Below are 24,592 nucleotides of genomic sequence, written 5' to 3'. Positions count from 1 at the left end.
GCGGGATCATTCGGGCATGACTCGACCGGAGGTGGTGCGCTTCCTGCGCACCGAGGCGACGATGGCGTTTCCCGAGGGTCGGTTGCTCGCGCTGCGGGAGGGACAGCTGCACGTGCTGGCCCCGGACGGCTGGACGCGGCTGCGAACCACCCGGCCGCGTGGTTCGACGTGGCTGACCCGCGAGGAGGCGGAGGACTGGTGTGAGCGGGAGGGCTGGCCGCTGCACCTGCTGAACGAGGTTCCGCGGCCCGGTCGGGTCTGACCTACGCGTCGTCCGTCACGCACGGGCGCCCATGGCCCCTGGGTGCCGTACCCGCCGCCTGGTCAGCGACCGCAGGCTGTCTGCGCAACGAGTGGCACCGCGAGCGCGTCGACGAGACGCCCCGTGCTGATCCTGATCCGCAGTGGCACCCTCCGTCCTGCCCCCACCTGGCGGCCCTCGGCTGCGCAACCGCCGACACAAGGCGCCGGCCAAAGCTTGATCATCGCTCGCGCGCGATACCCAGCCCCCACCCGATCCCGGGGGCCTCCCGCCATGCCAGTCTACTAGCAGTGGGTGACGAAAAGGGGGGGTTCTGCCCTGCCTGTGGATAACTCCGAACCTGTGGACAACTTCGGCCGCCATGCCCGCTGAGCTGGCAGAATTGACGTCGGTGGCGGACACGCGAGTGCTCGACTCGCGTGTCCGACCGAGCGATCAGCGGTTACTGCGGGTACCCAGCAGTACGTCTTCCCAGGACGGGACGCTTGGGCGGGCCTTGCGGCCCTTGCCCTTGCGGGCGGGAGGCGTCGCGGCTGGGGGTGGGGTCGGTTCAGCCTTCGCGGCTGGTTCTTGAGAGGTGGTTTCTTCGGTGGGCATGGTGACGGGGATGGCCTGTTGGCCGGGCTCCTCTTCTGCTGCTGGCGCGGCCGGGCTTGCTGCTGGCGAGGCGGTGCTTGCCGCGGCCGGGGTGGAGGCCGGGGATGCCGGCTCCGGGTCGGTGGCTGGTGTGGTCGGGCGCGTTGCGCGCGGTTGGGCGGGTTCCGTTGCCGGTGGGGACGGCTGGGAAGTCGTGGCGGCCGCCGGTTCGGGGGTGGCCGGTGATGGTTGACGGTCTTCGCCCGGCTCGGACGCTTCGGCTCCGGCAGCCGAGGGCTCCGGGGTGCCGGCCGCTGCCGGGCGGTTGGGCTGGGCCGCGGGGTCGGACGCCGCAGGGTCGGACGGTGCGGGATCGGACGCCGCGGGGCTGTCGGCCCGTTCGGGGTCGGACGTCGCTGGGCTGTCGGTCCGCTTGGCGTTGGACGCCGCCGGGCTGTCGGTCCGCTTGGGGTCGGATGCCGCCGGGCTGTCGGGACGGGCCGGGTCGGATGCCGGTTCGCGGTCCTGGCCAGGGGTCTGTGCGGCGGGGCGGTCCTGGTCGGACGTTGCTCGCTCGGCAGGGCGGTCCTGGCCTGAGGCTGTCTCGTGGTCGGGATGACCGAGGCCGGATGCCGCCTTGAGGTCCTGGCTGTCGGAATGGCCTGGTTCGGACGCCGTCTGGTGCGTGGGGCGGGTGGATGCCGTCTCGCTGTCGGGGCGGCGGAGGTCGGCGGGAGCCTGCTGGGTGGAGCGGTTCTGGTCGGGCGCCGTCTGACGGTCGGTGCGGCCCTGGTCGTCGGCAGCCTGGCGGGCCAGACGGTCCCGGTCGGATGCTGCCTGGCTGCCGGGCCGGCCGGACTCGGGCGCTGCCTCGCGGTCGTGCCGGCTTTGGCCCGATGCTGTCTCGTGCTCAGGACCGGCAACGGCGGAAGCCGCCGGGCGCTCCTGGTCGGGCGCCGGCTCGCCGTCGGAGCGGCCCAGGTCGAGCGCTGCCTGGTGGTCGGAACGGTCTCGGGCCGGTGCCGGCTCGCGGCCGAGGCGGTCCTCCTCGGCCGCCGATCGGCGGGTGGGACCGTCCTGGGCCGACGCCGCTTCCCGCGTGAGGCGGTCGGCGGTGACTGTCTCCCGCGCCGGGCGGTCCTCGACCGTTTCGGTCGGGCGGGAGGCACGCTCCTCCGTCGCCTCGGGGCGGTGGGTGCGGTCCTGGTCGGCCGGCAGCCGGCGGTCTCGGCCGACGGCGGCCTGGCGGTCGTCGCGGTCGGGCGTTGTGCGGCGGTTGCCGTCGTCGGGTGCTGCTCGGCGGTCGTCGCGGTCGCGGCGGTCATCGTCGGGTGACTGCTGGCGGTCGCGGTAGTCCAGGTCGGGGCGGGCTCGGCCGACCGAGGGCAGCCGGTCGGTGCGCTCCGGGTCCGACAGCGTGTGGCGGTCCTCGTCGCGGCGGTCGCGGGGTGGGGCGGGGCGGCGCTCGCCGCGGTCCGTGCGCTCGCTGCGGTCGAGGCGGTCACGGTCGAGGCGGTCACGGTCCGTGCGGTCGCGGTCGGAGGCGCGGCGGTCGCGGGGAGCCGGGTCGCCGTAGGGGTCACCGTGGTAGCGGTCCTCGTCCGCGCGCGTGTACGCGCGCGGAGACGGCTCCTCGCGGTAACGCGGCTCCGGGCGGTAGCGGTCGCGGTCCTCGTCGCGGTAGCGCGGCTCGGGGGAGTAGCGGTCCTGCCGCGTGCGTGTGTCCTCGGCACGACGGTCGCGGCGGTCATCCGGGTCGTCGCGGTAGCGGGGAGACTCGTCCTGGTAGTAGCGCTCGGGGATCGGGCGGTAGGGCTCCGGCGGGCGCGAGTAGCGCGACCCGTACGGGTCGTCAACCGGCAGCTCCTGCTGCCCCGCCATCCCGTCCTGCTCGAAGTCCTGGGCGTACTCCTGCTCGTCGCCCCGCCGTGGCGGCTCGCCGCCGTTGACTGCCTGGCGACGTGGCTCGGCCACCTGCAACGCCTGGGCGGCCAGCTCGGTCACGGCGCGGACGGTGCGTAGCTGGCGGTTCGGGTTGGGGTCGAGGAGGTCTAGTGCGTGGTCGTCGAGCGGCGTCACCGTGCCGCCGTGGGCACCGGGGTGAAACGACCAGTGGGCGTGGTTGTTCGAACGACCGGCCGTCCACGTCAGCTGGACGACCCACTTGCCGTCCTCGCCCTTCCACGAGTCCCAGACGGCCGCCAGATAGTCCTGCCCTCGGGCGACGAACGCCTGGGAGACGACCTCGCCAAGTTCCTGCACGTCAGGGCCGTCCTCGCGAACGGGGTGGGCACGCTGCGCCAGCTCGGCGGTACGCGACCGCTCGAGCAGGACGGGGTAGGCGAAGCGCTCCACCTTCTCGGGCGGCACGCCGGCCGCTGCCGCGACCTGCTCTACAGACTCTCCCGCACGGATGCGGGACTGGATCTCACGAGGACGCATCTGGCTCTCCAGCTCGATGGCGATCTGACCGAGTCGGGTGACGTCTCCTCTGGCCGCCGCACGCAGGCGCTCGTCCGCTGGGACCTGGTAACGGTCGCCGCGGTCGGACTCGAGGATAACGATCTTGCCATCCTCCCCGAGTCCCACGACCCGCAGCGCACGCATCGCGGCCTCCTCGAGCGACTGAGACTTCACCTCGCCACAAGCCCACGTTAGATCGGCGAGTCTTCTTGACGCGCGAGGCGCGCCGAGTACCGTTCCAGTGATCTTGCCCTTTTGGGCTCAGCCCCGCCAGGGCAATCCGGTGATCTTCTCGTAGGCCTCTACGTAGCGTGCGCGCGTCGCGTCGACCACGGAGGACGGGATCTCCGGGGCGGGCGGGGTCCTGTCCCACCCGGTGCTCACCGCCCAGTCACGCACGAACTGCTTGTCGTACGCGTGCTGCGCCCGGCCCGGCTCCCACTCCTCGGCGGGCCAGAAGCGTGACGAGTCCGGTGTCAGCACCTCGTCGGCCAGCGTCAGGACGCCCTCACCGTCCACACCGAACTCCAGCTTGGTGTCCGCGACGATGATCCCGTTCTCGGCCGCACGGGAGACGCCCCGCCGGTACACCTCCAGCGTCAGGTCGCGAAGCCGGGTCGCCGTCGACAGGCCGACAGCCGCGGCCACGTCCTCGAACGTGGCCGGGGCGTCGTGCCCGCCGTCGGACACCTTGGTGGTGGGCGTGAAGATCGGTGACGGCAGCCGCGAGCCCTCGACCAGCCCGCGCGGCAGCGCGACACCGGACACGGCACCCGTCGCCTGGTACTCCTTCAACCCCGAACCGACCAGGTAGCCGCGGGCGATGCACTCGAACGGCACCATCTCCAGGCGCCTGCAGCGGATCGCGCGGCCCTCGAACTCGGCGGGCACGTCCGTCGCGGACACCAGGTGGTTGGGCACGATGTCCGCGAGCTGGCCGAACCACCACACGGACAGCTGCGTCAGCAGCGCACCCTTGTCCGGGACGGGTGTCGGGAGCACGACGTCGTACACCGACACCCGGTCCGAGGCCACCAGCAGCAGGTCCTCGCCGTCCGTGTAGATCTCGCGAACCTTGCCGCTGTATACGTGCTGCACCCTAGATCCGCTCCACCAGCCAGTCGACGCACTTCGTCAGCGCGACGACGTCGGCCGGGTCGACGGCCGGGTACATCGCGACGCGCAGCTGGTTGCGGCCGAGCTTGCGGTACGGCTCGACGTCGACGATCCCGTTGGCACGCAGTGCCTTGGCGATCGCGGCGGCGTCGGTGCCCTCGGCGAAGTCGATCGTGCCGACGACGTTCGACCGGTGCGCGGGGTCCGCGACGAACGGCGACGCGAACGGTGCCGCCTCAGCCCACGAGTAGAGCGCCTCGGCCGAGTCGGCGGAGCGCTTGGTGGTCCACGAAAGGCCGCCACCCGCCAGCATCCAGTCAATCTGGTCCGCCATCAGCCACAGCGTCGCGATGGACGGCGTGTTGTACGTCTGGTCCTTGAGCGAGTTCTCCAGCGCCGTCGGCAGCGACAGGAACTCCGGCACCCAGCGGCCGTTCGCGCCGATCTCCGCCACGCGCTCCAGCGCCACCGGGCTCATCAGCGCGAACCACAGGCCGCCGTCGGACGCGAAGCCCTTCTGCGGCGCGAAGTAGTACACGTCGTAGTCCTCGGCGTCGACCGGGAGGCCGGCCGCCGCGGACGTCGCGTCGATGGCGACCAGCGCCGAGTCCGAGCCCGAGGGCCGCACGACCGGCACGGCGACACCCGTCGACGTCTCGTTGTGCGCCCAGCCGACGACGTCCGCGCCGTCGGCGTACTCGATGGCGGGTGCGGTGCCCGGCTCGGCCTTCACGACCACGGGCTCCTTGAGATAGGGCGTGGTCACGGCCTTCGCGAACTTCGACGAGAACTCACCGAACGTGAACGCCTGCGCCTGCTCGCGAACCAGTCCGAACGCCAGCGCGTCCCAGAACGCCGTCGTGCCGCCGTTGCCGAGCACGACCTCGTAGCCCTCCGGCAGCGAGAACAGGTCCCGCAGCCCGGACCGGACCCGTCCGACCAGGGACTTCACCGGCTTCTGGCGGTGGGACGTGCCCATCACGGCCGCGCCGTCGGAGGCGAGCCTGGCCAGCTGCTCGGGGCGGACCTTGGACGGGCCGGAGCCGAAGCGGCCGTCGGCGGGCTTCAGGTCGGCGGGAATCACCAGGTCGGTCGAGGTCTGCGTCATAGGACGGCTTCTCTCCACGTGAAAGGGGGGTGTCTGCGCGGCGCCGTTGCCGCCTTCAGTCTCCCGCACCCGCTCCGAGCATCACTTGGGGGCCGGTGGTGTCGTTCGCCACTGTGCGTGCCTGGACGGGCAGCTTCACCGCGACCGAGCCGCCGCGTTCGTTGTAGTGGATCGCGTTGTGCACGAGGTTGGTGACCAGGCGCTCCAGCAGCACCGGATCGCCTGCGACGGTCCTGCGTGCGGCACGTCTCTCGCCGACCGAGGCCCTGGCATGACAACGCCGGTGGCCGGCAGTGAGCCGGCCACCGGCGCGGGTATCAGGCGTTGCGGCGGCGGCGCAGGAACAGCAGCGCGCCGATGCCCGCGCCCACCAGGACCAGACCGATCACGATCGGCGTGAACACCGACGCACCCGTCTCCGGGAGGCTCGCCTCCGCCACCGGGGCCACGGACGTCGTGGTCGGCGGGACGGTGGTCGTCGGCGGGACGCTCTCGGTCGTCGTGGTGGTGGTCGTGGTCGGCGGGGCGGCGGTCCACGACGCGCCTGCCGACGCCGTCAGGGTCGTCTTCACGGCCGCGGCCACGATCAGTGACTGCGTCGGGTGCTTGGCGTAGTTCTCGCCGACGAACAGCCGGCCCGTGTCGACGCTCGCCGACGCGGTCAGCTCGAACGTCCCGTCACCGTCCTCGGTCCCGGCAGGCACGTCCAGGTACAGCTCCGTGCCGTCGGTGACCGCACCGGCGGCCAGCTCGTTGCCGTCGGCGTCGGTGACCCGGACGCCGTCGGGCAGGTTCGCCGTCAGCTGCTCGACGGTCGCGTTGGTGCTGACCGTGAACGGGCCGATGCGGGTGCCCGCCTGGCCGTCGTCGTCGGTCGGGTCGATCGACAGCGCCGGGATGGGTGCCTCGCCGATGCCCGTGTTCGTCGGGCCGGTCAGGTAGTCGTACAGCGCCAGCGCGTCCTCGGCGTCCTGCGCGTCCGAGGCGTCACCCGACAGCGGGTCGTCGCGGTTGAGGTCGACGCCGTCGCTGAAGTGCCAGACCGCGGCCTGCGTGGCCGCGATGGCCTCGAGGACGTCCAGCCCGTCGTGCGGCGGGGTCGGCAGCTGCGCGGCGATGGCTTCCAGGCCAAGCGCCGGGTAGCCGTGGTGCAGCACCCAGTTGATCTTCGCGCGGTTCGTGTTGAACGGGGAGTCCGCGCTCGGGTAGTCGTCCCACGGCCGCTCGACCATGTCGTGGTCACCGTCGATGTCCGTGTGGATCTCCACGCAGTACATCGACAGCTCGGTGCCGTCGGACAGCTTGAAGCCGAGCAGGTTCGTCGGGAGCGTCCCGAGCCAGTCGTCTCCGACGTTGACCTGGTAGCCGATGACGTTGCCGCCGGCGTCCGTCCGGCCCGTCGCCGGGTCGGCGGCGGCCGGGTTGGCCACCGCGAGCAGGATGGCGGACGCACCCGCCAGGGCGGCGCCGGCACGCGCGAATCGAGGCATGACTCTCCCTTGTGGTCACTTCCCCGACGGCAGACCAGGACGATACATAGGGCTTCCACGTCACTCGAAAGTGGATACCCCGGTTACCCGATCGGCGTAGTACCCCGGAACGTTTCAGTCGATCGGTCGCCATCCGCGACCGTCGAGTCCACCTGGGATCGGCGCCTTCGGGTCGTACGGCGTACGCGTGAAGATGAACGTCGCGAGGTCGAGGTGGCTGACCGTGCCGTCCTCGTGGTGGTGCAGCCGCAGCGTCTCGCCCGCGTAGTAGTTGTCGAGGCCGACCCAGGTGTGCTCGCCGGTCGGCCGGAACCGCGAGCCGCGGCCACCGCCCGCCGCCGGACGCAGCTCGACCCAGCCGCCCGCCGACAGCCGCAGCACGAACGGTGACGGGCCCCAGAACCACTGGCCGGTCAGCGCGAGCAGGTCCTGCGACACGCTGGTCAGCGGGCGCCACTCGGCGGGCGGCGCGGGCTCGTAATCGTCCACCAGCTTGAGGATGTCCAGCGACAGCGCGGACACGCCGACACCCGCGGTCGAGTTCGTGAGCGCGAGCGCGCCGGTCGTCGTCGCCGGGTCGACCACGACGTTCGCCAGGAAGCCCGGCATGGAGCCGCCGTGCCCGACGAGCCGCCTGCCCCCGTCGCGCCACGTCTGGAAACCGAGCCCGTAGGCGCTGGTCCACGCGGCGGCGTCCTCGACGGCCACCGGTGCGCGCATCTCCTCGACCGTGTCCGGGTGCAGCACGGTGCCCGCGTCACCGGCCATGAACCGCAGCCAGCGAGCCAGGTCCGTCACGGTCGACCACAGCTGGCCCGCAGGCGCCATCGCACCCGCGTCCGGGGTCGGCTCCGGCAGCAGCACGTCCGCGTACGGGTGCACGGCCCAGCCGAGCGCGTGCGGCGCCTCGGGCATCGGCGTCGTGCGGCTCATCCCCAGCGGCGCGAGGACCTCCGTGTTCAGCACGTCGAGCCACGAGTTCCCCCGCAACTCGGCGACCAGCTGCCCCAGGATGCCGAAACCGACGTTCGAGTAGTGGAACCGCGCGCCCGCACGGAGTTTGAGCACGTTCTCGTCCATGTGGCCGAGCAGCTCCGGCCAGTCGCCACCGACCGCGCGCTCCCACCAGACGCCCGGCGACTCGGACGTGAGGCCGCCGGTGTGGGACAGCAGCTGCGCGATGGTCAGATGTCCGAAGGACGTTCCGGGCAGGTGCTTGTCGAGCTCGTCGTTCAGGTCGAGCAGGCCCTCGTCACGCAGCCGCATCACCAGCACCGCTATGAACGTCTTGGTGATCGAGCCGATGCGGTACTGGGTGTCGTCGGTCGGCCTCGCGCCGTCGACCTCGCCGCGCGCGCCGGTCCACAGAACGTCACCGCCACGCACGACCGCGGCGACGAGGGAGGGCGCCCGGCTCTCCGCCTGCTCGGCCGCGAGTCGGCGGAGCAGGGCGAACTCGGTGGTTTGCAGCATGGGCGCATTCTTACCGAATATCCCGGGTGATCGCTCGCCGTCACGAGCGTTACCAGTTGCCGGGTCAAGGAAGGAGTCCCGCCGCCATGGCGGTCGTCACGGCGGCGGTTCGGTCGGACACGTCGAGCTTTCCAAAAGTGCGCAGCAAATGCGTCTTCACGGTCGCCTCGGAAATGTGCAGAGCACGTCCGATATCCGCATTCGTCAGACCTTTCGCCACGAGCGCGAGCACTTCCACCTCCCGCGCGGACAACGCGTGCGTGGCCGGTCGGCGCACCCGGTTGACGAGCCTGCCCGCGACCGACGGCGCGAGCACGGTCTCCCCGCGTGCCGCGGCGCGGATGGCGCCCGCGAGGTCCTGGCGTGACGCGTCCTTGAGCAGGTAGCCCGCCGCGCCCGCCTCGACCGCACGCAGGATGTCCGCGTCGGTCTCGTAGGTGGTGAGCACGACCACCTTCGCGCCGGGGTCGTCGGCCATGATCCGCTCGGTGGCGCCGACGCCGTCGAGGCCACGCATCCGCAGGTCCATGAGGATCACGTCCGCGGCGACGACCCGTGCCCGCGCGACGGCCTCCTCGCCGGTCCCCGCCTCGCCGACGACCGTCAGGTCTGGCTCGGACTCCAGCATCCCGCGCAGCCCCTCCCGGACGACGGGGTGGTCGTCGACGAGCATCACCCGGATAGCTCTCATCTCGGCACCTCCAGCTCGACCGCAGTCCCGTCCGGTCCACTGTGCACGGACAGCCGCCCGCCGACCTGCTCGGCCCGGTTTCGCATGCCCCGCAGGCCGAAGCCGTCCCCCGGCCGGTCGGGGTCGAAGCCGACCCCGTTGTCCGCGACGCGCATGGACGCGCAGCTGTCCCCGACCCGCAACGTGATCGTCGCCTCCGTGGCCCGCGAGTGCTTGCGCACGTTGGTGAGCGACTCCTGCACCATCCGCAGCAGCACCACCTCGAGCACGGTCGGCAGCGCGACGCTGTCCTCGTCCGAGTGGTAGGTCACCGTGACCGGGTTCTCCTCGGCGAAGCGTTCCACCTGGCGGTGAATGGCCTGGTCGAGCGAGCCGGTGCCCAGCGCGGTCGGCGTGAGGCCCGCGACGAGCGCCCGTGCCTCGGTCAGGTTCTCCCGCGCGGTGCGGGCCGCGAGCGCGAGGTGCCCGCGTGCCTGCTCGCTGTCCCGGTCGAGCTCGGACTCCGCCGCCTGGACGAGCGTCACCAGGCTGGTGAAGCCCTGCGCGAGCGTGTCGTGGATCTCGGCGGCGAGCCGGGCGCGTTCCGCGGCGACCCCCGCCTCGCGGGAGAGCCGCCCTACCTCCTCGCGGCTGTGCTCCAGCTCCTCGATCAACTCGGCCCGCTCCTGGCTCTGCGTCACGATCTTCGTGATCCACGTGCCCAGCAGGACGGCGAACGCGAGGGTGAACAGCGAGCCCGGGAAGAACTGCAGGAGCGTCGCCTCCCAGCCGTCACCCGCGAGGGTGGCGAGTACCGGGAGCATGTTGATCGGGATGACCACGATGATCCCGTCGCGCAGGGGCAGCGACATGAAGACCAGCGGGCACACCATGAACAACGCGAACGACATGGACGTCACGAAGAGCACACCGGTGACGAGCAGTGCCACGACGCCGAGGATGAACACCCGCCCCCGCCACACCGGCGGGTCGACGTGGGCCGAGACGACCGCCCGGCCGAAGGCGAGATACCAGACCGCCATCGTCACGAGCGCGCCGACCGACACGGTCCGGTCGGTCGGCGTGGCCCACTCGTCGGAGATCAGCAGCAGACCGACCGAGACGAAACCGATCGTGAAGTAGACGTCCCAGAGCCAGAACCAGCGCCGCCAGGCGTTGAACCTCAGTCGCGCTTGTTCGTCCAGCGGAACGTCAGCAGGCACAGCGCCAGTCCCAGCACGCACCAGCCGCCGAGGACCAGTGCCGTCTTCCCGAGCTCCCATGATCCGGCCGCCTCCTTCGCCATCATGCTGTCCGGCAGGAACACCGAGCGGAACCCCTGTGCCGCCCACTTGATCGGGAACAGCGACCCGACGTTCTGCATCCACGTCGGCAGCGAGTCGATCGTGATGTACACACCGGACATGAACTGCAGCGCGATGTAGGGCACGTTCACCACGGCGGCGGCGCTCTGCGCGGACTTGGCGACCGCGCTGATGGCGACGCCGACGAGCGAGCACGAGACGATGCTGAGCACGAACACCCAGACGAAGGTGAACCACCTGTCCGCGCTGGTCGGCAGCGTGACGTCGAACAGGATCATGCCAACGACCACCAGGAACACCAGCTCACCCAGGCTGGCGACGGCGACGAGCACCATCTTGCCCGCGAAGTACGCGCCCGCCGTGACCGGCGTGCCCCGCAGACGTTTCAGCGTCCCGTCCTCCCGGTCGAGCGCGACGCTGATGCCGAGGTTGACGAACGAGGTCGCCACGATGCCCGAGGCGGCCATGCTGGCCGCGAACACCTGCCCGACGGACACCCCGTCGCCGTACCTGCCGTCGAAGATCGACCCGAGCAGCACGAGGATGATCGCGGGGAACGTGAAGGTGAAGATCACCTGTTCCTTGGCGCGGAAGAACTGCCGGACCTCGACGCCGCCCCGCGAGAGCCCCGTCCTGACGGAGGACGGCAACGCGGCGGACGGTAAAGCGGCTGTGGTCATGACGAACGCTCCTGTTGTTCGGGAAGTGGGAGGGGGCGGGTCAGGCCAGGTCCCGTGGCCTGCCGATCAGCTCCAGGTAGGTGTCCTCCAGGCTTGGCCTGGTCACCGTCAGCTCCGCCAGCTCGCGGCCCTGGGACAGCTCGGCGATCAACGCCGTCGGGGTGTCGGTCAGCACGGACCGCGGCCCGGACTCGTCGAGCCAGCTCACGGTGGCCTTCGCCGTGGAGCGGCCGCCCAGCGTCGCCGGGGTGCCCTCCGCCACGATGCGCCCGCCCGCGATCACCGCGACCCGGTCCGCGAGCGCCTCCGCCTCGTCGAGGTAGTGCGTGGTCAGCAGGATGGTCGTGCCGCCTGCCGCGAGGCTCCTGACCAGGTCCCAGAACTGGCGCCGGGCCTCGGGGTCGAAGCCGGTCGTCGGTTCGTCGAGGAACACCAGCTCCGGCCGGCCGATCACGCCGAGTGCCACGTCGAGGCGACGGCGCTGACCCCCGGACAGCGCCTTCACCCGCGTGCCCGCCTTCTCCGTCAGGCCGACCTGCTCGATGACCTCGTCCACGGGCGCCGGTGACGGGTAGTACCCCGCGTAGTGCCGGACGCTCTCCCGGACGGTCAGCTCGGCGGCGTCATTTGCCGTCTGGAGCACGATGCCGATCCGGGCCCGCCACGCGCGGCCCGCGGTGCCGGGGTCCTCGCCGAGGACCGACACGTCGCCCGCGTCGCGGTGGCGGTGCCCCTCCAGGATCTCGACGGTCGTGGTCTTGCCCGCGCCGTTGGGGCCGAGCAGGGCGAACACCTCGCCCTGCCGCACGTCGAGGTCAACGCCGCCCACCGCGGCGACCTCGTTGTAGGACTTGCGAAGCCCACGGATCTGTATGGCGGTCATGGGGAAATCGTGTCGCGACAGCCGCGGGAAGGAAACGTCCGCGCGACTGAATCCCGCTGTCATCCGATCGGTGGACAGTGGCGTCCCGATCGGGTGAAACCTCAGTAGGAGGTGACCGTCTCCCAGCCCTCGACCTCGTCCGGCGTCCGCGGGCCGGGGCCCACGTACTTCGCCGACGGCCGGACCAGGCGGCCGGTCCGCTTCTGCTCTAGCACGTGCGCGCACCAGCCCGCGGTACGGGCACACGTGAACATCGACGGCATCATGTGCGGCGGCACCTGCGCGAAGTCCAGGATCACCGCGGCCCAGAACTCGACGTTCGTCTCGATCGCGCGGTCGGGGCGGCGCTCACGCAGCTCGGTCAGCGCGGCCTGCTCCAGCTCGGCGGCCACCTCGTACCTTGCGGCACCCAACTCCTTGCAGGTGCGGCGAAGTACTCGGGCGCGGGGGTCCTCCGCGCGGTACACGCGGTGCCCGAAACCCATCATCCGCTCGCCCCGGTCGAGGATGCCGGACACGACCTTGTGCGCGTCGCCGACCTTCTCGACCTGCTCGATCATCGGCAGCACCCTGGCGGGCGCGCCGCCGTGCAGCGGACCGGACATGGCGCCGATCGCGCCGGACAGGGCCGCCGCGACGTCCGCGCCGGTCGACGCGATGACACGGGCGGTGAAGGTGGAGGCGTTGAGGCCGTGCTCGGCGGCCGACACCCAGTAGGCGTCGATGGCCTGCACGTGTGCCGGGTCCGGCTCGCCGCGCCAGCGCGTCATGAACCGCTCGGTGATGGTCGAGCACTCGTCGATCCGCCGCTGCGGCACCGCCGCGCGGCCGATGCCCCTGGCGGACTGCGCCACGTACGACAGCGCCATCACCGACGCCCGCGCGAGCTGGTCGCGTGCCTCGGCCTCGGTGATGTCCAGCAGCGGCTTGTAGTCCCAGATGGGGGCGAGCATGGCAAGTGCCGCCTGCACGTCGACCCGCACGTCACCGGTGTGGACCGGGATCGGGAACGGCTCGGCGGGCGGCAGGCTCTTGCCGAAACGGCCGTCGACGAGGAGTGCCCACACGTCGCCGAACGTGACTTTGCCTGCCAGGTCCTCAATGTTCACGCCGCGGTAACGCAGGGCGCCACCGTCGCGGTCCGGTTCCGCGATCTCGGTGCGGAAGGCGACAACGCCCTCCAGTCCGGGTCGAAAGCCGTCGTCGGGCTCGGCCGCCGCCGGTGTGTCTGCCTGCCGCACCGCGCTGTGCATGGTTTTACCAGCCTCTCCGCCAGTCCCCGAGCTTTCATCGCGCGGCATTCGCACCGTTCCCCCGGGCCGCGCGGTCAACCAACCTTCCTCTTCTTTCTACCTCGGTGGCAATTGTCCCGAGCGGTGGTTTCGGTCACGATTTAGGAGATCGATTCAGTTGTGCCGCGTAACACCCGTGTTTCCAGAGCGGAACCAGGGCCGCACGGGGTGGTAGACACCTTCCATGCACCTGACGCCCCAGGAACGGGACAAGCTGCTGGTTCTCTTCGCGGCCGACGTCGCGCGCCGCAGGCTCGACCGGGGCGTGCTGCTCAACTACCCCGAGGCCGTGGCGCTCATCACCGAACACGTGATCGAGGGTGCGCGTGACGGTCGCTCCGTCGGCGAGCTGATGAGCAGCGGCCGTTCGGTGCTGACGCGGGCGCAGGTCATGTCGGGCGTGCCCGAGATGATCGACTCGGTCCAGGTGGAGGCCACCTTCCCGGACGGCACGAAGCTCGTGACCGTCCACAGCCCGATCGTCTAGGAGGGGCTTTCGTGATCCCAGGTGAGATCCTGCCGGCGGCCGAGCCGGTCGAGCTGAACCCCGGGCGCCCGAGGGTGCGGCTCGTCGTGCGCAACACCGGCGACCGGCCGGTGCAGGTCGGTTCGCACTACCACTTCGCGGTGGCGAACCCGGCGCTCGAGTTCGACCGCACCCTCGCGGACGGGCACCGGCTGGACGTCCCGGCGGGCACGTCCGTCCGGTTCGAGCCCGGTGTGGAGCGTGAGGTCTCGCTGGTTCCCCTGGCGGGGCGGCGAGTCGTGCCGGGTCTGCGGTGAGCTCCGTGGAGCGGGCGCGCTACGCATCGTTGCTGGGGCCGACGGTCGGTGACCGGATCCGCCTGGCGGACACGGACCTGCTGATCGAGGTGACGGAGGACCGCGCCATGGGCCCCGGCGGCTCCGGCGACGAGGTGATCTTCGGCGGCGGCAAGGTGATCCGCGAGTCCATGGGCCAGTCGCTCGTGACCCGCGCCGAAGGCGCGCCGGACCTGGTGATCACCGGCGTGGTGGTGCTGGACCACTGGGGCGTCGTGAAAGCGGACGTCGGCGTCCGGGATGGACGGATCGTCGGCATCGGCAAGGCGGGCAACCCGGACACCATGGACGGTGTCGACCCCGCGCTGGTGATCGGGCCGTCGACGGAGGTCATCGGCGGCAACGGCAAGATCCTGACGGCTGGCGGCGTCGACTGCCACGTCCACTTCATCTGTCCACAGCTGACGGACACGGCGCTGGCGTCCGGGGTGACCACGCTGATCGGCGGCGGCATCGGACCCGCGGAGAGCAGCAAGGCGACGACGGTCACCTCCGGCGCGTGGAACCTGGGGCGCATGCTGGCCGCGATGGACGGCCAGCCGGTGAACGTCCTGCTGCTGGGCAAGGGCAACACGGTGTCGCCTGACGGTCTGCGGGAGCAGGTCGCCGCGGGCGCCGGTGGTTTCAAGCTGCACGAGGACTGGGGCACCACCCCCGCCGCGATCGACGCGTGCCTGCGGGTCGCGGAGGAGACGGGCGTCCAGGTGGCCATCCACACGGACACGCTCAACGAGGCGGGCTTCGTCGAGTCCACTGTGGATGCCATCGCGGGCCGGTCCATCAACGCCTACCACACGGAGGGCGCGGGTGGCGGGCACGCGCCGGACATCATCACGGTGGTGGGCCTGCCGAACATCCTGCCGTCGTCGACGAACCCGACGCGCCCGCACACGGTGAACACCATCGACGAGCACCTGGACATGCTCATGGTGTGCCACCACCTCAACCCGTCGGTGCCGGAGGACCTCGCGTTCGCCGAGAGCCGCATCCGCCCGACGACGATCGCGGCGGAGGACGTGCTGCACGACCTCGGCGCGATCTCGATGATCGGCTCGGACGCCCAGGCGATGGGCCGCATCGGCGAGGTGATCATCCGCACCTGGCAGACGGCGCACGTGAACAAGCGCCGCCGTGGTGCGCTGGCGGGAGACGGTGCCGCGGACAACATGCGGGCGCGGCGGTACGTGGCGAAGTACACGATCAACCCGGCCATCGCGCACGGCATCGCACACGAGATCGGGTCTGTCGAGGTGGGCAAGCTGGCCGACCTCGTGCTGTGGGAGCCGAAGTTCTTCGGCGTGAAGCCCTCGGTCGTGTTGAAGGGCGGCTTCATCGCGTGGGCCGCGATGGGTGACGCGAACGCGTCGATCCCGACACCGCAACCCGTGCTGGCACGCCCGATGTACGGCGCGGCCCCCCGCGTGGCGGCCGCGTCGAGCCTGCACTTCGTCGCGCCGTCCGCGCAACACCTCGACCTCGGCACGTCGACCCCGCTCGCCCCGCTGTCGAACGCACGCGGCGTCACCAAGGCCGACATGGTGAACAACGACGACCTGCCGACGGTGACGGTGGACCCGGACAGCTTCGCGGTCCACGTGAACGGCGAGCTGATAGAACCGGCGCCGGTGTCGGAGCTGCCGATGGCACAACGGTACTTCCTGGTCTGATGAACGTACTGGCGTTGCTGCTGGCCGACTCCCGCTTCCCCGGCGGCGGCCATGCGCACTCGGGCGGCCTGGAGGAGGCGGCGTCTCGCGGCATGGTCAGGACGGAGGCGGACCTGCCCTCGTTCCTCCGCGTCCGGCTGCACTCTGCGGGTGCGCTCGCGGCGGTCTTCGCCGCCGCGTCGGCCCACCTGTCCGCCCGGGGCTTCACGGAATGGGCCGAGGTGGACGCCGAGCTGGACGCCCGCACGCCGTCGGCGGCCCAGCGGGCGGCCTCCCGAGCACAGGGCAGGGCGACGGCGAGAGCGGCGAAGATGATGGGTGCGCCGACGGAAGGCCTCCTCGCGGCGGTGCCCCGGCCGCACCACGCGGTGGTTCTCGGCGTCGTCGCCAGTGGGACGCCGGAGGCCGCCGCACTCGCCGCCGCCTACCTGTCCGTCTCGGGCCCGGCCAGCGCGAGCGTGCGGCTGCTCGGGTTGGATCCCCTGCGGGTCAACGGGATCGTCGCGGGACTCGCCGCCGGGATCGAGGCCGTGGCCGCCGATGCCGTCGCCGTCGCGCATCTCGCGCCCGCTCTGCTGCCCGCGCCTGGCGCGCCGGGTCTCGACCTCCTCGCCGAGGAGCACGACCGCCACCATCGGGAAGAGGTGCGTCTCTTTGTCAGCTGAGCACAGCCACGACCACGCCCATCCGGTCAGCTTCGACCCGACCGTGTCCGAACCGGACCCGCATCCCGCACCGCCCGCGGGCGACCGGCCCGTACGGATCGGGATCGGCGGGCCCGTCGGGAGCGGCAAGACCGCGCTCGTCGCCGCACTCTGCCGGTCGCTGGGTCAGGAGATCGAGCTGGCCGTGGTGACCAACGACATCTACACGACGGAGGACGCCGACTTCCTCCGCCGTGCCGGGGTGCTCGACCCTGCCCGCATCGAGGCCGTCCAGACCGGTTGTTGCCCGCACACGGCCATCCGGGACGACATCACCGCCAACCTCGACGCGGTCGACACGCTCACCGAGCGCTTCCCCGCGTTGCGCCTCGTGATCATCGAGAGTGGCGGCGACAACCTCACGGCCGTGTTCAGCCGGGGGCTCGTGGACCGTCAGGTCTTCGTCGTCGACGTCGCCGGTGGGGACAAGGTGCCGCGCAAGGGTGGTCCCGGGGTCACCACCGCCGACCTGCTCGTGATCAACAAGACCGACCTCGCACCGCTGGTCGGGGCCGACCTCGGTGTGATGGCGGGAGACGCCCACCGCATCCGGGGCGGGCTGCCGGTGGTCCAGCAGTCGCTCGTGGTGACGCCGGAGGCACCCGAAGTGTCCGACTGGGTGCGGAAACAGTTGGGGTGAAAGCATCTGCGCGGCTGACCGTCGAGGCGGACGGGGGCCGGTTCGTCGTGCGTGAGCTGCGGTCGGACGCCCCGCTGACGCTCCTGCCCGTGCGGGGGCAGCCGGTCGTGCACCTCGTCGGCTCCGCGGCGGGCCCGCTCGGCGGTGACGAGCTGACCCTGACCGTCCTGGTCGGCCCGCGAGCCTGCCTCACCCTCCGGGGGATCGCGGCCAGTGTCGTGCTTCCCGGTCCCCACAACGCGAAGAGTCACACGAGCGTTCACATCGAACTCGGCGAGGGTGCCTCCGTCGACTACCTCCCCGAGCCGACCGTCGTCACCAGGCGGGCCACGCACGAGGCCACGCTCACGGTCGCACTCGGCGAGGGTGCCCGGTTCCGCACCCGGGAGACGGTTGTCCTGGGGCGATCCGGTGAACAACCCGGAGAGCTGTACACGGCCATGCACGTCACTCGCTGTGGTCGTCCGGTACTCCGGCAGCGCGTCGCGGCCACAGTGGAATCGTTGCTGGGGAAACGAGTCCTCGCCACCGAACTGTCGACCTCCGACACCCGCGAGGCGGCCAGCGGCGAGTGGTGGTCCCGCACCCGTCTGGCGGCGGGCGGCACCCTCACGACCGCCGTCGCCGACGACGCCGTGACCGCCGCACGTGTGCTCGGTTACAGTCATGACGGTCGGTAACCGATTCATGGCTGATCGCTCATGCACGTTGCGCTATGTCATTTGCGCAGGTCACACGATCGGGGGACCCGCCGAAACGGCGCGGTGAGCATTTTCTTTTCAGATGGTGATCACGAACAGGGGTCCCGCGCACCCCGCCACCGGCCTGGGTGTACAACGGTTCGCCTGAAGATGGTCAACACGGCGCGGACAACTCGTGGGAGGATTCCGCCGACCACGTCAGACCACTTACCACTGTACTGGTAATTACCAATTTCAGAATTGCCGGACCTGTTTTACATAGCGCCAAGGAGAGGTTCGATGGCTCAGGGCGCGGGTGCGCACAGCCGGATGTACCGAGGGGTGGACACCGAGCAGCGTCGCGCCGAGCGACGGGAACGACTCCTCGAGGCCGCACTGGACGAGTTCACCACCCGCGGTTATCACAAGACCAAGATCGCCGATCTGTGTGCGCGGGCAGGTGTTTCCACCAGGAATTTCTACGAGAAGTTCGCAAGCAAGGAAGCGCTGCTCCTGGAACTGCACGCGCACATCAACACGATCGCGATGAAGCGCATGCTTCCGGTGCTCGACTCGCTGGCTGATGCGGATGCACTAACTCGAATCACCACTTTGGTGAACGCTTTCGTCGAGGCTGTCACATCCGATCCGCGTTATCCCCGGCTGAACTATGTCGAGGCGCCCGGGATCAGCCAGTCGATGGAGCGCCAGCACCAGGAATGGTTCAAGCGGTACGTCGACTTCATCACGGCCGAGTGCGAGCGGGCCGCGGCGGCCGGGCTCGCGCCGCCGAGGGACTACCGGCTGACGGCCATCGCGCTCGTGGGCGCGGTGACCCAGCTGGTGCGTGCGTGGCAGACGGACGAGCCCGCGGTGCCGGTCGAGGCCGTCGCCGTCGAGATCCGGGAGCTGTTCGTCGCGGCCATCACCCGTCCGGCCTAACGTTCTGCGAACGCAGTGTTTCCAGATCGATTCAAGTGTGCGTCGTCACCCAGCACGCGGTTTCGGTGGACCAGGTTCCCCCGTACTGTCGAAACGTGAGGTAATCCCTACGCGTCGAGGAGACCAAGGATGGCGGACGCCGACATTGCCACGCCGGACATCGCGCTCGCCCTGCCCACGATGCGGGTGTCCTACGAAGTGGGGACGCTGAGCGAGAGCGAGCTGGCCGGCACCTGGCACGAGCAGCTGCAGCAGTGGCTGGACGATGCCATCAACGCGGGGTCGCCCGAGCCGAACGCCATGGTCCTCGCCACGGCGAACGCGGACGGCATCCCGGCATCGCGCACCGTGCTGCTGAAGGGGCTCGACGAGCGCGGTGTCGTCTTCTTCACCAACTACACCTCGGCCAAGAGCCACGACCTCATGGCCACGCGCTTCGCGTCGGCCACCTTCCCCTGGTACACGCTGCACCGCCAGGCCACCGTCCGCGGCACGGTCGAGAAGGTCAGCGCCGCCGAGACCAAGACCTACTGGGCTTCGCGGCCCCGAGGCTCGCAGCTCGGCGCGTGGGCCTCACCGCAGTCGATCGTCGTACGGGACCGGACGGTCCTGGAGAACGCGCTGTCGAACGTCCAGCGCCGCTTCGCGGACTCCGACGAGGTGCCCGTGCCGCCGCACTGGGGTGGCTGGCGCATCCGTCCCGAGGTGGTCGAGTTCTGGCAGGGACGCATGGACCGCATGCACGACCGCCTCCGTTTCCGGCAGGGACGCGACGGCTGGCAGGTCGAGCGCGTAGGCCCGTAAGCAACACGACGAAAGGCGCGTTCCGGACACGGAGCGCGCCTTTCTTGTTGACCAAACTCACGCGCCGTCAGGTCGTTAGCGCGCCTAAGCTCATAGGTTGTGGCCGTTTCCGCAGCTAAGAGTGCCAAACGGGTCCGGGTGGCAATCGACACCCGGCCGTTACGGATTCCGACCTACCGGCGGCTCTGGATCTCGACGGCCATCACCGCGGTCGGCTCGCAGCTCACCACGGTGGCCGTGCCAAAGCAGGTCTTCGACCTCACCGGCTCCTCCGCGTACGTGGGTCTCGCCGGTGCCTTCGGTCTCGTCCCGCTGCTGATCTTCGGGCTCTGGGGCGGCGCGCTGGCCGACGCCTTCGACCGGCGGTCGGTCATCCTCGTCACGAACGTCGGGGTCGCGCTCACCTCGGGCCTGTTCTGGCTCCTCGCCGTCGTCGGCACGAGCGTCTGGGTCGTGCTCGGCCTGTTCGCGGTGCAGCAGGCGTTCGTGGCGGTCAACCTGCCGACCCGCACCGCCGCCGTCGCACGACTCGTGCCCGCGGAGCTGATCGCGCCGGCCACCGCGCTCTCGGCGACCGTCGGGTCGTTCGGCATGGTCTTCGGCCCGCTGCTGGCCGGCGCGCTCATGCCGCTCGCGGGCCTGCCGATCCTGTACCTGATCGACTCGATCGTGCTCGTGATCGCGACCCTCCTGATCGCGGGGCTGCCCAGGCTCGCGCCGCTGGACGGGGTCAAGCGCAAAGCGGGCCTGCGGGACATAGCGGACGGGTTCCGTTATATCGCCGCGAAGAACGTCTTGTTGGCAAGTTTCCTGCTGGACATCATCGCGATGGTCGCGGGCATGCCGAGGGCGCTCTTCCCGGAGATGGCGGAGCGCACCTTCGGCGACCCGCACGGCGGCGGGCTCGCCCTCGGCCTGCTCTACGCGGCGATCCCCATCGGGGCCCTGGTCTTCGGCCTGGTCTCCGGCTGGCTGTCGCACATCACGCGGCACGGCGCCGGCGTCACCATCGCGGTCGTGATCTGGGGCCTCGCGGTCGCCGGGTTCGGCATGTCGAGCAGTCTCTGGCTCGCTGTCACGTTCCTGGCCGTCGCGGGTGCGGCCGACATGGTCAGCATGGTCTACCGCAGCGCCATCCTCCAGACCGCCGCGACCGACGCCATGCGGGGCCGCATGCAGGGCGTGTTCACCGTCGTCGTCGCGGGCGGGCCCCGCATCGCCGACCTCGCGCACGGCTGGGCGGCGGCCGGGGTCGGCACCGCGGCCGCGGCGACGGGGGGCGGCGTGCTCGTCGTGATCGTCGCCGCGATCGCCGTCGCCTGCCTGCCCGCGTTCTGGCGTTACCGTGCCGCAGCCAGATAGTTGGTGAACGAGTAACGTGCGGATCTGGTCATAACCGCCAAGATCGGGCATATTCAACGGTCATGGTGACCGAGAACACATCTCCCGTCGAGGAGAAGACCGAGCTGAACCGGGTCATGGGCCCAAAGCTGCTCTACTTCTTCGTCATCGGCGACGTACTGGGCACCGGGATCTACGCCCTCACCGGCAGCGTCGCGGGCAAGGTCGGCGGCGCGCTCTGGCTGCCGTTCGTCATCGCCTTCGTGGTGGCGTTCCTGACCGCCTTCAGCTACCTGGAGCTCGTCGGCAAGTACCCCAGAGCCGCGGGTGCCGCTCTGTACACCAACCGCGCGTTCCGCAAACCGTTCCTGACCTTCCTCGTCGCGTTCGCGGTCATGTGCTCCGGCATCACCTCGGCGTCCGCCGCCGCGCGGACCTTCGCGGGCACCTACCTGCCCGCCGCGCTCGACATCGAGCTGTCCGACGGGGTCGTCGTCGGTGTCGCGGTCCTGTTCATGGCGCTGCTGGCGGTGATCAACTTCGTGGGCGTCTCGCACTCGGTGAAGGCGAACGTCGTGCTCACCTGCGTCGAGCTGGCCGGACTCGTCATCATCATCGGCGTCGGCATCTACGCGGTCGGCGGCGGCAAGGGCGATGCGAGTAGGCTCACCGAGGTCAACACCGCGGACACGAGCTGGCTGCTGGCGATCACCGCGGCCAGCTCGCTCGCGTTCTTCGCCATGGTCGGGTTCGAGGACTCGGTCAACATGGCCGAGGAGTGTCGCGACCCGCAGCGGATCTTCCCGAAGTCGCTGCTGTCCGGCCTCGCGACGGCCGCGCTGATCTACGTGCTCGTCGCGATCACGTCGTCGCTGCTCATCGCCGCCGACGACCTCGCCGCGGCCGAGTCGGGCGCGCTGCTCGAGGTGATCGGCGTCGGCGCCCCCGGCTTCCCGCGCTGGATCTTCGAGTGGATCGGCCTGTTCGCGGTCATCAACTCCGCGCTCATCAACATGCTGATGGCGAGCCGGTTGCTGTACGGCATGGCGAACGAACGAATCCTGCCGAAAGTTTTCGGTACCGTGCACCCGTTCCGGCGCACGCCGTGGGTGTCGATCGTCATCACGACCCTGATCGCGGCGGCCCTGCTGATCGGCACCACCGGCACCGACGCGGTAACCAAGCTCGGCGGCACGACCGCACTGCTGCTCCTGTGTGTGTTCACCGTGGTCAACATCGCGTTGCTGGTGCTGCGCAAGGAGAAGGTGGCGCACCGGCACTTCCGCGCGCCGACGTGGGCGCCGATCGTGGGCGCCGTGCTGTGCGCGTACCTCGCGGTGCCGTGGCTGTCCGGCAGGCCCGCCACCGACTACTACATCGGGCTGGTGCTGATCGCGGTCGGCATCCTGCTCTGGGTGGTGAACCGGACGGTCATGCGGACTCGTGGCGAGCAGCGCGAGGAACTGGACCCGGGGGCGCTGAAGGACTGATCCCCGTAGGCTCTCCGCTCATGACAGGAGAGCAGCTGGAGATCTCGCACGGCCCCGCGTCGGCGGTTGTCACGATCGTCGGCGCGGGGTTGCGCGCGTTCGAGGTTGGTGGCGTGCCGTACGTCGAAACTTACGACGACGAGCCGCCGATGGGCGCGGGCGGTGTGCTGGTGCCGTGGCCGAACCGGGTGGCGGGTGCGACGTGGTCGCAGAACGGCGAGACGCACACCCTCGAGGCGACGGAAGCCGTGCGGGGCAACGCGATCCACGGCCTCGTGCGCCGCGCCCAGTGGTCGGTGGTGTCGCACGTGGACAGTGCGGTCACCCTGGAGGTGACCGTCGACGAGGCGCCTGGGTGGCCCTTTCCCTTCCGTACCGCCATCTCCTACACGCTCACCGACGACGGCCTCACGATCGAGCACACCGTGGCCAACCGGGGCGAGCGCCCGATGCCGTTCGGTGTCGGCACGCACCCGTACCCGAGGCCCGGCAACGTCGACGTCGACGACTGCAGTCTCACCCTGGCGGCACGCACGGTCCTGCCGGTGGACCTGGACACCATGATTCCCAACGGCTCCCCGATCGAGGTGACGGGCACCGACTACGACTTCGGTGACGGGCGGCCGCTGCGTGACGTCGAGCTGGACACGGCGTTCGGCGGCTGCGCGCCGGGCCAGGACGGGTACGTGCGGCACTCCGTGCGGTCCGGCGACGGCTCGGGTGTCGAGGTGTGGGCCGAGCCCGCGTTCGGCTGGGTGCAGGTGTTCACGCCGGGTGAGTTCCCCGGCAAGGGTGCCCGCGCGGTCGCCATCGAGCCGATGACGTGCCCGCCGGACGCGTTGAACTCCGGTGTCGACCTGCTCTGGCTCGCGCCGGGGGAGACGTGGACCGGTCGTTGGGGCATCTCTCCGCTCGGTGCCTAGGTAGGCTGGCCCAATGCGTATCGCGATTACTGGTGGTTACGTTGTCCCGGTTGACGGCGAGCCCATCGACGGCGGCACCGTGCTGGTCGACGACGGTGTGATCGTCGCGGTCGGCGCAGAGGCCGACGTCGACGTGCCGGACGACGCCGAGATCGTCGACGCCTCCGGCACGTGGGTGCTGCCCGGGTTCGTCGAGGCGCACGGGCACCTGGGGGTCTACGAGGAGGGCGACGGCTGGGCGGGCGTCGACGTCAACGAGATGACCGACCCGAACGGCGCGCGTCTTCGTGCGCTGGACGGCATCAACCCGGACGACGAGGGCTTCCGCGACGCGCTGGCGGGCGGGGTCACCACGGTGGTCGTCAAGCCGGGGTCGGGCAACCCGATCGGCGGCCAGACCGTCGCGGTGAAGTCGTGGGGCCAGACCGTCGACGACATGCTGGTGCGCCAGCCGGTGAGCGTGAAGAGCGCACTCGGCGAGAACCCCAAGCGGGTGTACGGCGAGAAGGACAAGCTCCCCTCGACGCGGCTCGGCGTGGCGGCGGTGATCCGCGACGCCCTCACCAAGGCGCAGGACTACAAGGCCGCCCGCGAGCACGCGTCGAGGGAGAACAAGCCGTTCGACCGCGACAACACCCTGGAGGTCCTGGTCAGGGTGCTCGACGGCGAGGTGCCGTGGTGCCAGCACTGCCACCGCGCCGACGACATCGCGACGGCCATCCGCCTGTCCGAGGAGTTCGGCTACCGGCTGGTCGTCAACCACGGCACCGAGGGCCACCTGATCGCGGACCTGTTGGCGGAGAAGGGGATCCCGGTGATCATCGGCCCGCTGATCGTGGGCAGGTCGAAGGTCGAGGTCCGCAACCGCTCGCTGCGCAACCCCGGGATCCTGGCGCGGGCGGGCGTGGAGATCGCGATCACCACCGACCACCCGGTGGTGCCGATCGACTTCCTGGTGCACCAGGCGACCTTCGCGGTGAAGGAGGGCCTCGACTCGGACACGGCACTGCGCTCGATCACCGTGAACCCGGCGCGGATCATGGGCCTCGACGACCGGGTCGGCTCGCTGAAGCCGGGCCTGGACGCGGACATCGTGCTGTGGTCGGGTGACCCGCTCGACGTGATGAGCCGCGCGGTACGGGTGTTCGTCAACGGCAGGCCGGTCTACCACTTCGACGAGGCCGCGAACATCGGCGTCACGAAGAGCCCGTTCTACCAGGAAGAGCGCTGACCCACCGCCC

At 70.5% G+C, this 24,592-nt stretch carries 24 protein-coding genes; 13 read left to right on the top strand and 11 right to left on the bottom strand.

Annotated elements, in window-relative coordinates; translation table 11 throughout:
* Positions 1–16: 16 nt before the first annotated feature.
* The gene (locus CLV71_RS37230) at positions 17–262 is read left to right on the top strand and encodes a hypothetical protein (RefSeq protein WP_243867117.1); all 246 of its coding nucleotides are present in this window, start codon (positions 17–19) and stop codon (positions 260–262) included.
* 435 nt (positions 263–697) lie between these two features.
* Here CLV71_RS37230 and sepH read toward each other — a convergent pair whose 3' ends face one another.
* The 11 genes from sepH to CLV71_RS37175 form a co-directional block, all read right to left on the bottom strand.
* Positions 698–3,445 carry a septation protein SepH gene (sepH, locus tag CLV71_RS49770; RefSeq protein ID WP_243867144.1) on the bottom strand — a complete coding sequence of 916 codons (2,748 nt, stop codon included), beginning with the start codon at positions 3,443–3,445 and terminating at the stop codon, positions 698–700.
* A gap of 117 nt (positions 3,446–3,562) precedes the next feature.
* Positions 3,563–4,399, bottom strand: coding sequence for a phosphoribosylaminoimidazolesuccinocarboxamide synthase (locus CLV71_RS37215; protein WP_133907607.1), 837 nt, complete (start codon positions 4,397–4,399; stop codon positions 3,563–3,565).
* Between the two features lies 1 nt (position 4,400).
* Positions 4,401–5,525, bottom strand: coding sequence for a phosphoserine transaminase (gene serC / locus CLV71_RS37210; protein WP_133907606.1), 1,125 nt, complete (start codon positions 5,523–5,525; stop codon positions 4,401–4,403).
* A gap of 55 nt (positions 5,526–5,580) precedes the next feature.
* Positions 5,581–5,739: a hypothetical protein gene (locus CLV71_RS50795; RefSeq protein WP_166664412.1), complete on the bottom strand. Its 159-nt coding sequence runs from the start codon at positions 5,737–5,739 to the stop codon at positions 5,581–5,583.
* Between the two features lie 103 nt (positions 5,740–5,842).
* Positions 5,843–7,015: a thioester domain-containing protein gene (locus CLV71_RS37205; protein WP_133907605.1), complete on the bottom strand. Its 1,173-nt coding sequence runs from the start codon at positions 7,013–7,015 to the stop codon at positions 5,843–5,845.
* A 114-nt stretch (positions 7,016–7,129) separates the two neighbouring features.
* Positions 7,130–8,488 (bottom strand): serine hydrolase domain-containing protein, encoded by a 1,359-nt coding sequence (locus CLV71_RS37200; RefSeq protein ID WP_133907604.1) that lies wholly within the window; start codon positions 8,486–8,488, stop codon positions 7,130–7,132.
* Positions 8,489–8,552: 64 nt separating this feature from the next.
* Entirely contained in the window at positions 8,553–9,179 is a 627-nt protein-coding gene (locus CLV71_RS37195) for a response regulator transcription factor (RefSeq protein WP_133907603.1), read from the bottom strand.
* A complete protein-coding gene (locus tag CLV71_RS37190; RefSeq protein WP_208297944.1) occupies positions 9,176–10,381 on the bottom strand; it encodes a sensor histidine kinase in 1,206 nt (401 codons plus the stop codon). The genes CLV71_RS37195 and CLV71_RS37190 overlap by 4 nt, the downstream gene beginning before the upstream one ends.
* A complete protein-coding gene (locus CLV71_RS37185) occupies positions 10,342–11,163 on the bottom strand; it encodes an ABC transporter permease (RefSeq protein WP_133907601.1) in 822 nt (273 codons plus the stop codon). The genes CLV71_RS37190 and CLV71_RS37185 overlap by 40 nt, the downstream gene beginning before the upstream one ends.
* A 40-nt stretch (positions 11,164–11,203) precedes the next feature.
* Positions 11,204–12,046 carry an ABC transporter ATP-binding protein gene (locus CLV71_RS37180; RefSeq protein WP_208297943.1) on the bottom strand — a complete coding sequence of 281 codons (843 nt, stop codon included), beginning with the start codon at positions 12,044–12,046 and terminating at the stop codon, positions 11,204–11,206.
* A gap of 101 nt (positions 12,047–12,147) precedes the next feature.
* On the bottom strand, positions 12,148–13,299 hold the full coding sequence (locus CLV71_RS37175; RefSeq protein ID WP_133907600.1) for a citrate synthase 2: 1,152 nt from the start codon (positions 13,297–13,299) through the stop codon (positions 12,148–12,150).
* A gap of 223 nt (positions 13,300–13,522) precedes the next feature.
* Here CLV71_RS37175 and CLV71_RS37170 point away from each other — a divergent pair, with 223 nt between their 5' ends.
* The 12 genes from CLV71_RS37170 (at position 13,523) to CLV71_RS37115 (ending at position 24,582) form a co-directional block, all read left to right on the top strand.
* Positions 13,523–13,825, top strand: a complete 303-nt coding sequence (locus CLV71_RS37170) for an urease subunit gamma (protein ID WP_133907599.1) — start codon at positions 13,523–13,525, stop codon at positions 13,823–13,825.
* Positions 13,826–13,836: 11 nt separating this feature from the next.
* Positions 13,837–14,121: an urease subunit beta gene (locus tag CLV71_RS37165; protein ID WP_133907598.1), complete on the top strand. Its 285-nt coding sequence runs from the start codon at positions 13,837–13,839 to the stop codon at positions 14,119–14,121.
* Complete coding sequence (locus CLV71_RS37160; RefSeq protein WP_133907597.1) at positions 14,118–15,827, top strand: urease subunit alpha; 1,710 nt, start codon at positions 14,118–14,120, stop codon at positions 15,825–15,827. The genes CLV71_RS37165 and CLV71_RS37160 overlap by 4 nt, the downstream gene beginning before the upstream one ends.
* Entirely contained in the window at positions 15,827–16,492 is a 666-nt protein-coding gene (locus tag CLV71_RS49765) for an urease accessory protein UreF (RefSeq protein WP_133907596.1), read from the top strand. The genes CLV71_RS37160 and CLV71_RS49765 overlap by 1 nt, the downstream gene beginning before the upstream one ends.
* A complete protein-coding gene (gene ureG / locus CLV71_RS37150) occupies positions 16,482–17,171 on the top strand; it encodes an urease accessory protein UreG (protein WP_133907595.1) in 690 nt (229 codons plus the stop codon). Before CLV71_RS49765 ends, ureG begins: the two co-directional genes overlap by 11 nt.
* Positions 17,168–17,851: an urease accessory protein UreD gene (locus CLV71_RS37145; protein WP_133907594.1), complete on the top strand. Its 684-nt coding sequence runs from the start codon at positions 17,168–17,170 to the stop codon at positions 17,849–17,851. Before ureG ends, CLV71_RS37145 begins: the two co-directional genes overlap by 4 nt.
* Before the next feature lie 300 nt (positions 17,852–18,151).
* Positions 18,152–18,793, top strand: coding sequence for a TetR/AcrR family transcriptional regulator (locus CLV71_RS37140; protein ID WP_133907593.1), 642 nt, complete (start codon positions 18,152–18,154; stop codon positions 18,791–18,793).
* Between the two features lie 129 nt (positions 18,794–18,922).
* Positions 18,923–19,597: a pyridoxamine 5'-phosphate oxidase gene (pdxH, locus tag CLV71_RS37135; RefSeq protein ID WP_133907592.1), complete on the top strand. Its 675-nt coding sequence runs from the start codon at positions 18,923–18,925 to the stop codon at positions 19,595–19,597.
* A 144-nt stretch (positions 19,598–19,741) separates the two neighbouring features.
* Entirely contained in the window at positions 19,742–20,959 is a 1,218-nt protein-coding gene (locus tag CLV71_RS37130) for an MFS transporter (RefSeq protein WP_133907677.1), read from the top strand.
* A gap of 62 nt (positions 20,960–21,021) precedes the next feature.
* The gene (locus CLV71_RS37125; RefSeq protein WP_133907591.1) at positions 21,022–22,428 is read left to right on the top strand and encodes an APC family permease; all 1,407 of its coding nucleotides are present in this window, start codon (positions 21,022–21,024) and stop codon (positions 22,426–22,428) included.
* Positions 22,429–22,448: 20 nt separating this feature from the next.
* On the top strand, positions 22,449–23,351 hold the full coding sequence (locus CLV71_RS37120) for an aldose 1-epimerase family protein (protein ID WP_133907590.1): 903 nt from the start codon (positions 22,449–22,451) through the stop codon (positions 23,349–23,351).
* A gap of 13 nt (positions 23,352–23,364) precedes the next feature.
* Positions 23,365–24,582, top strand: coding sequence for an amidohydrolase (locus CLV71_RS37115; protein WP_133907589.1), 1,218 nt, complete (start codon positions 23,365–23,367; stop codon positions 24,580–24,582).
* Positions 24,583–24,592: the final 10 nt, after the last annotated feature.

This window comes from Actinophytocola oryzae (genome assembly GCF_004364325.1).
In the GTDB taxonomy this organism is placed as follows: domain Bacteria; phylum Actinomycetota; class Actinomycetes; order Mycobacteriales; family Pseudonocardiaceae; genus Actinophytocola; species Actinophytocola oryzae.
This window is presented reverse-complemented; position numbering and strand designations above follow the sequence as displayed.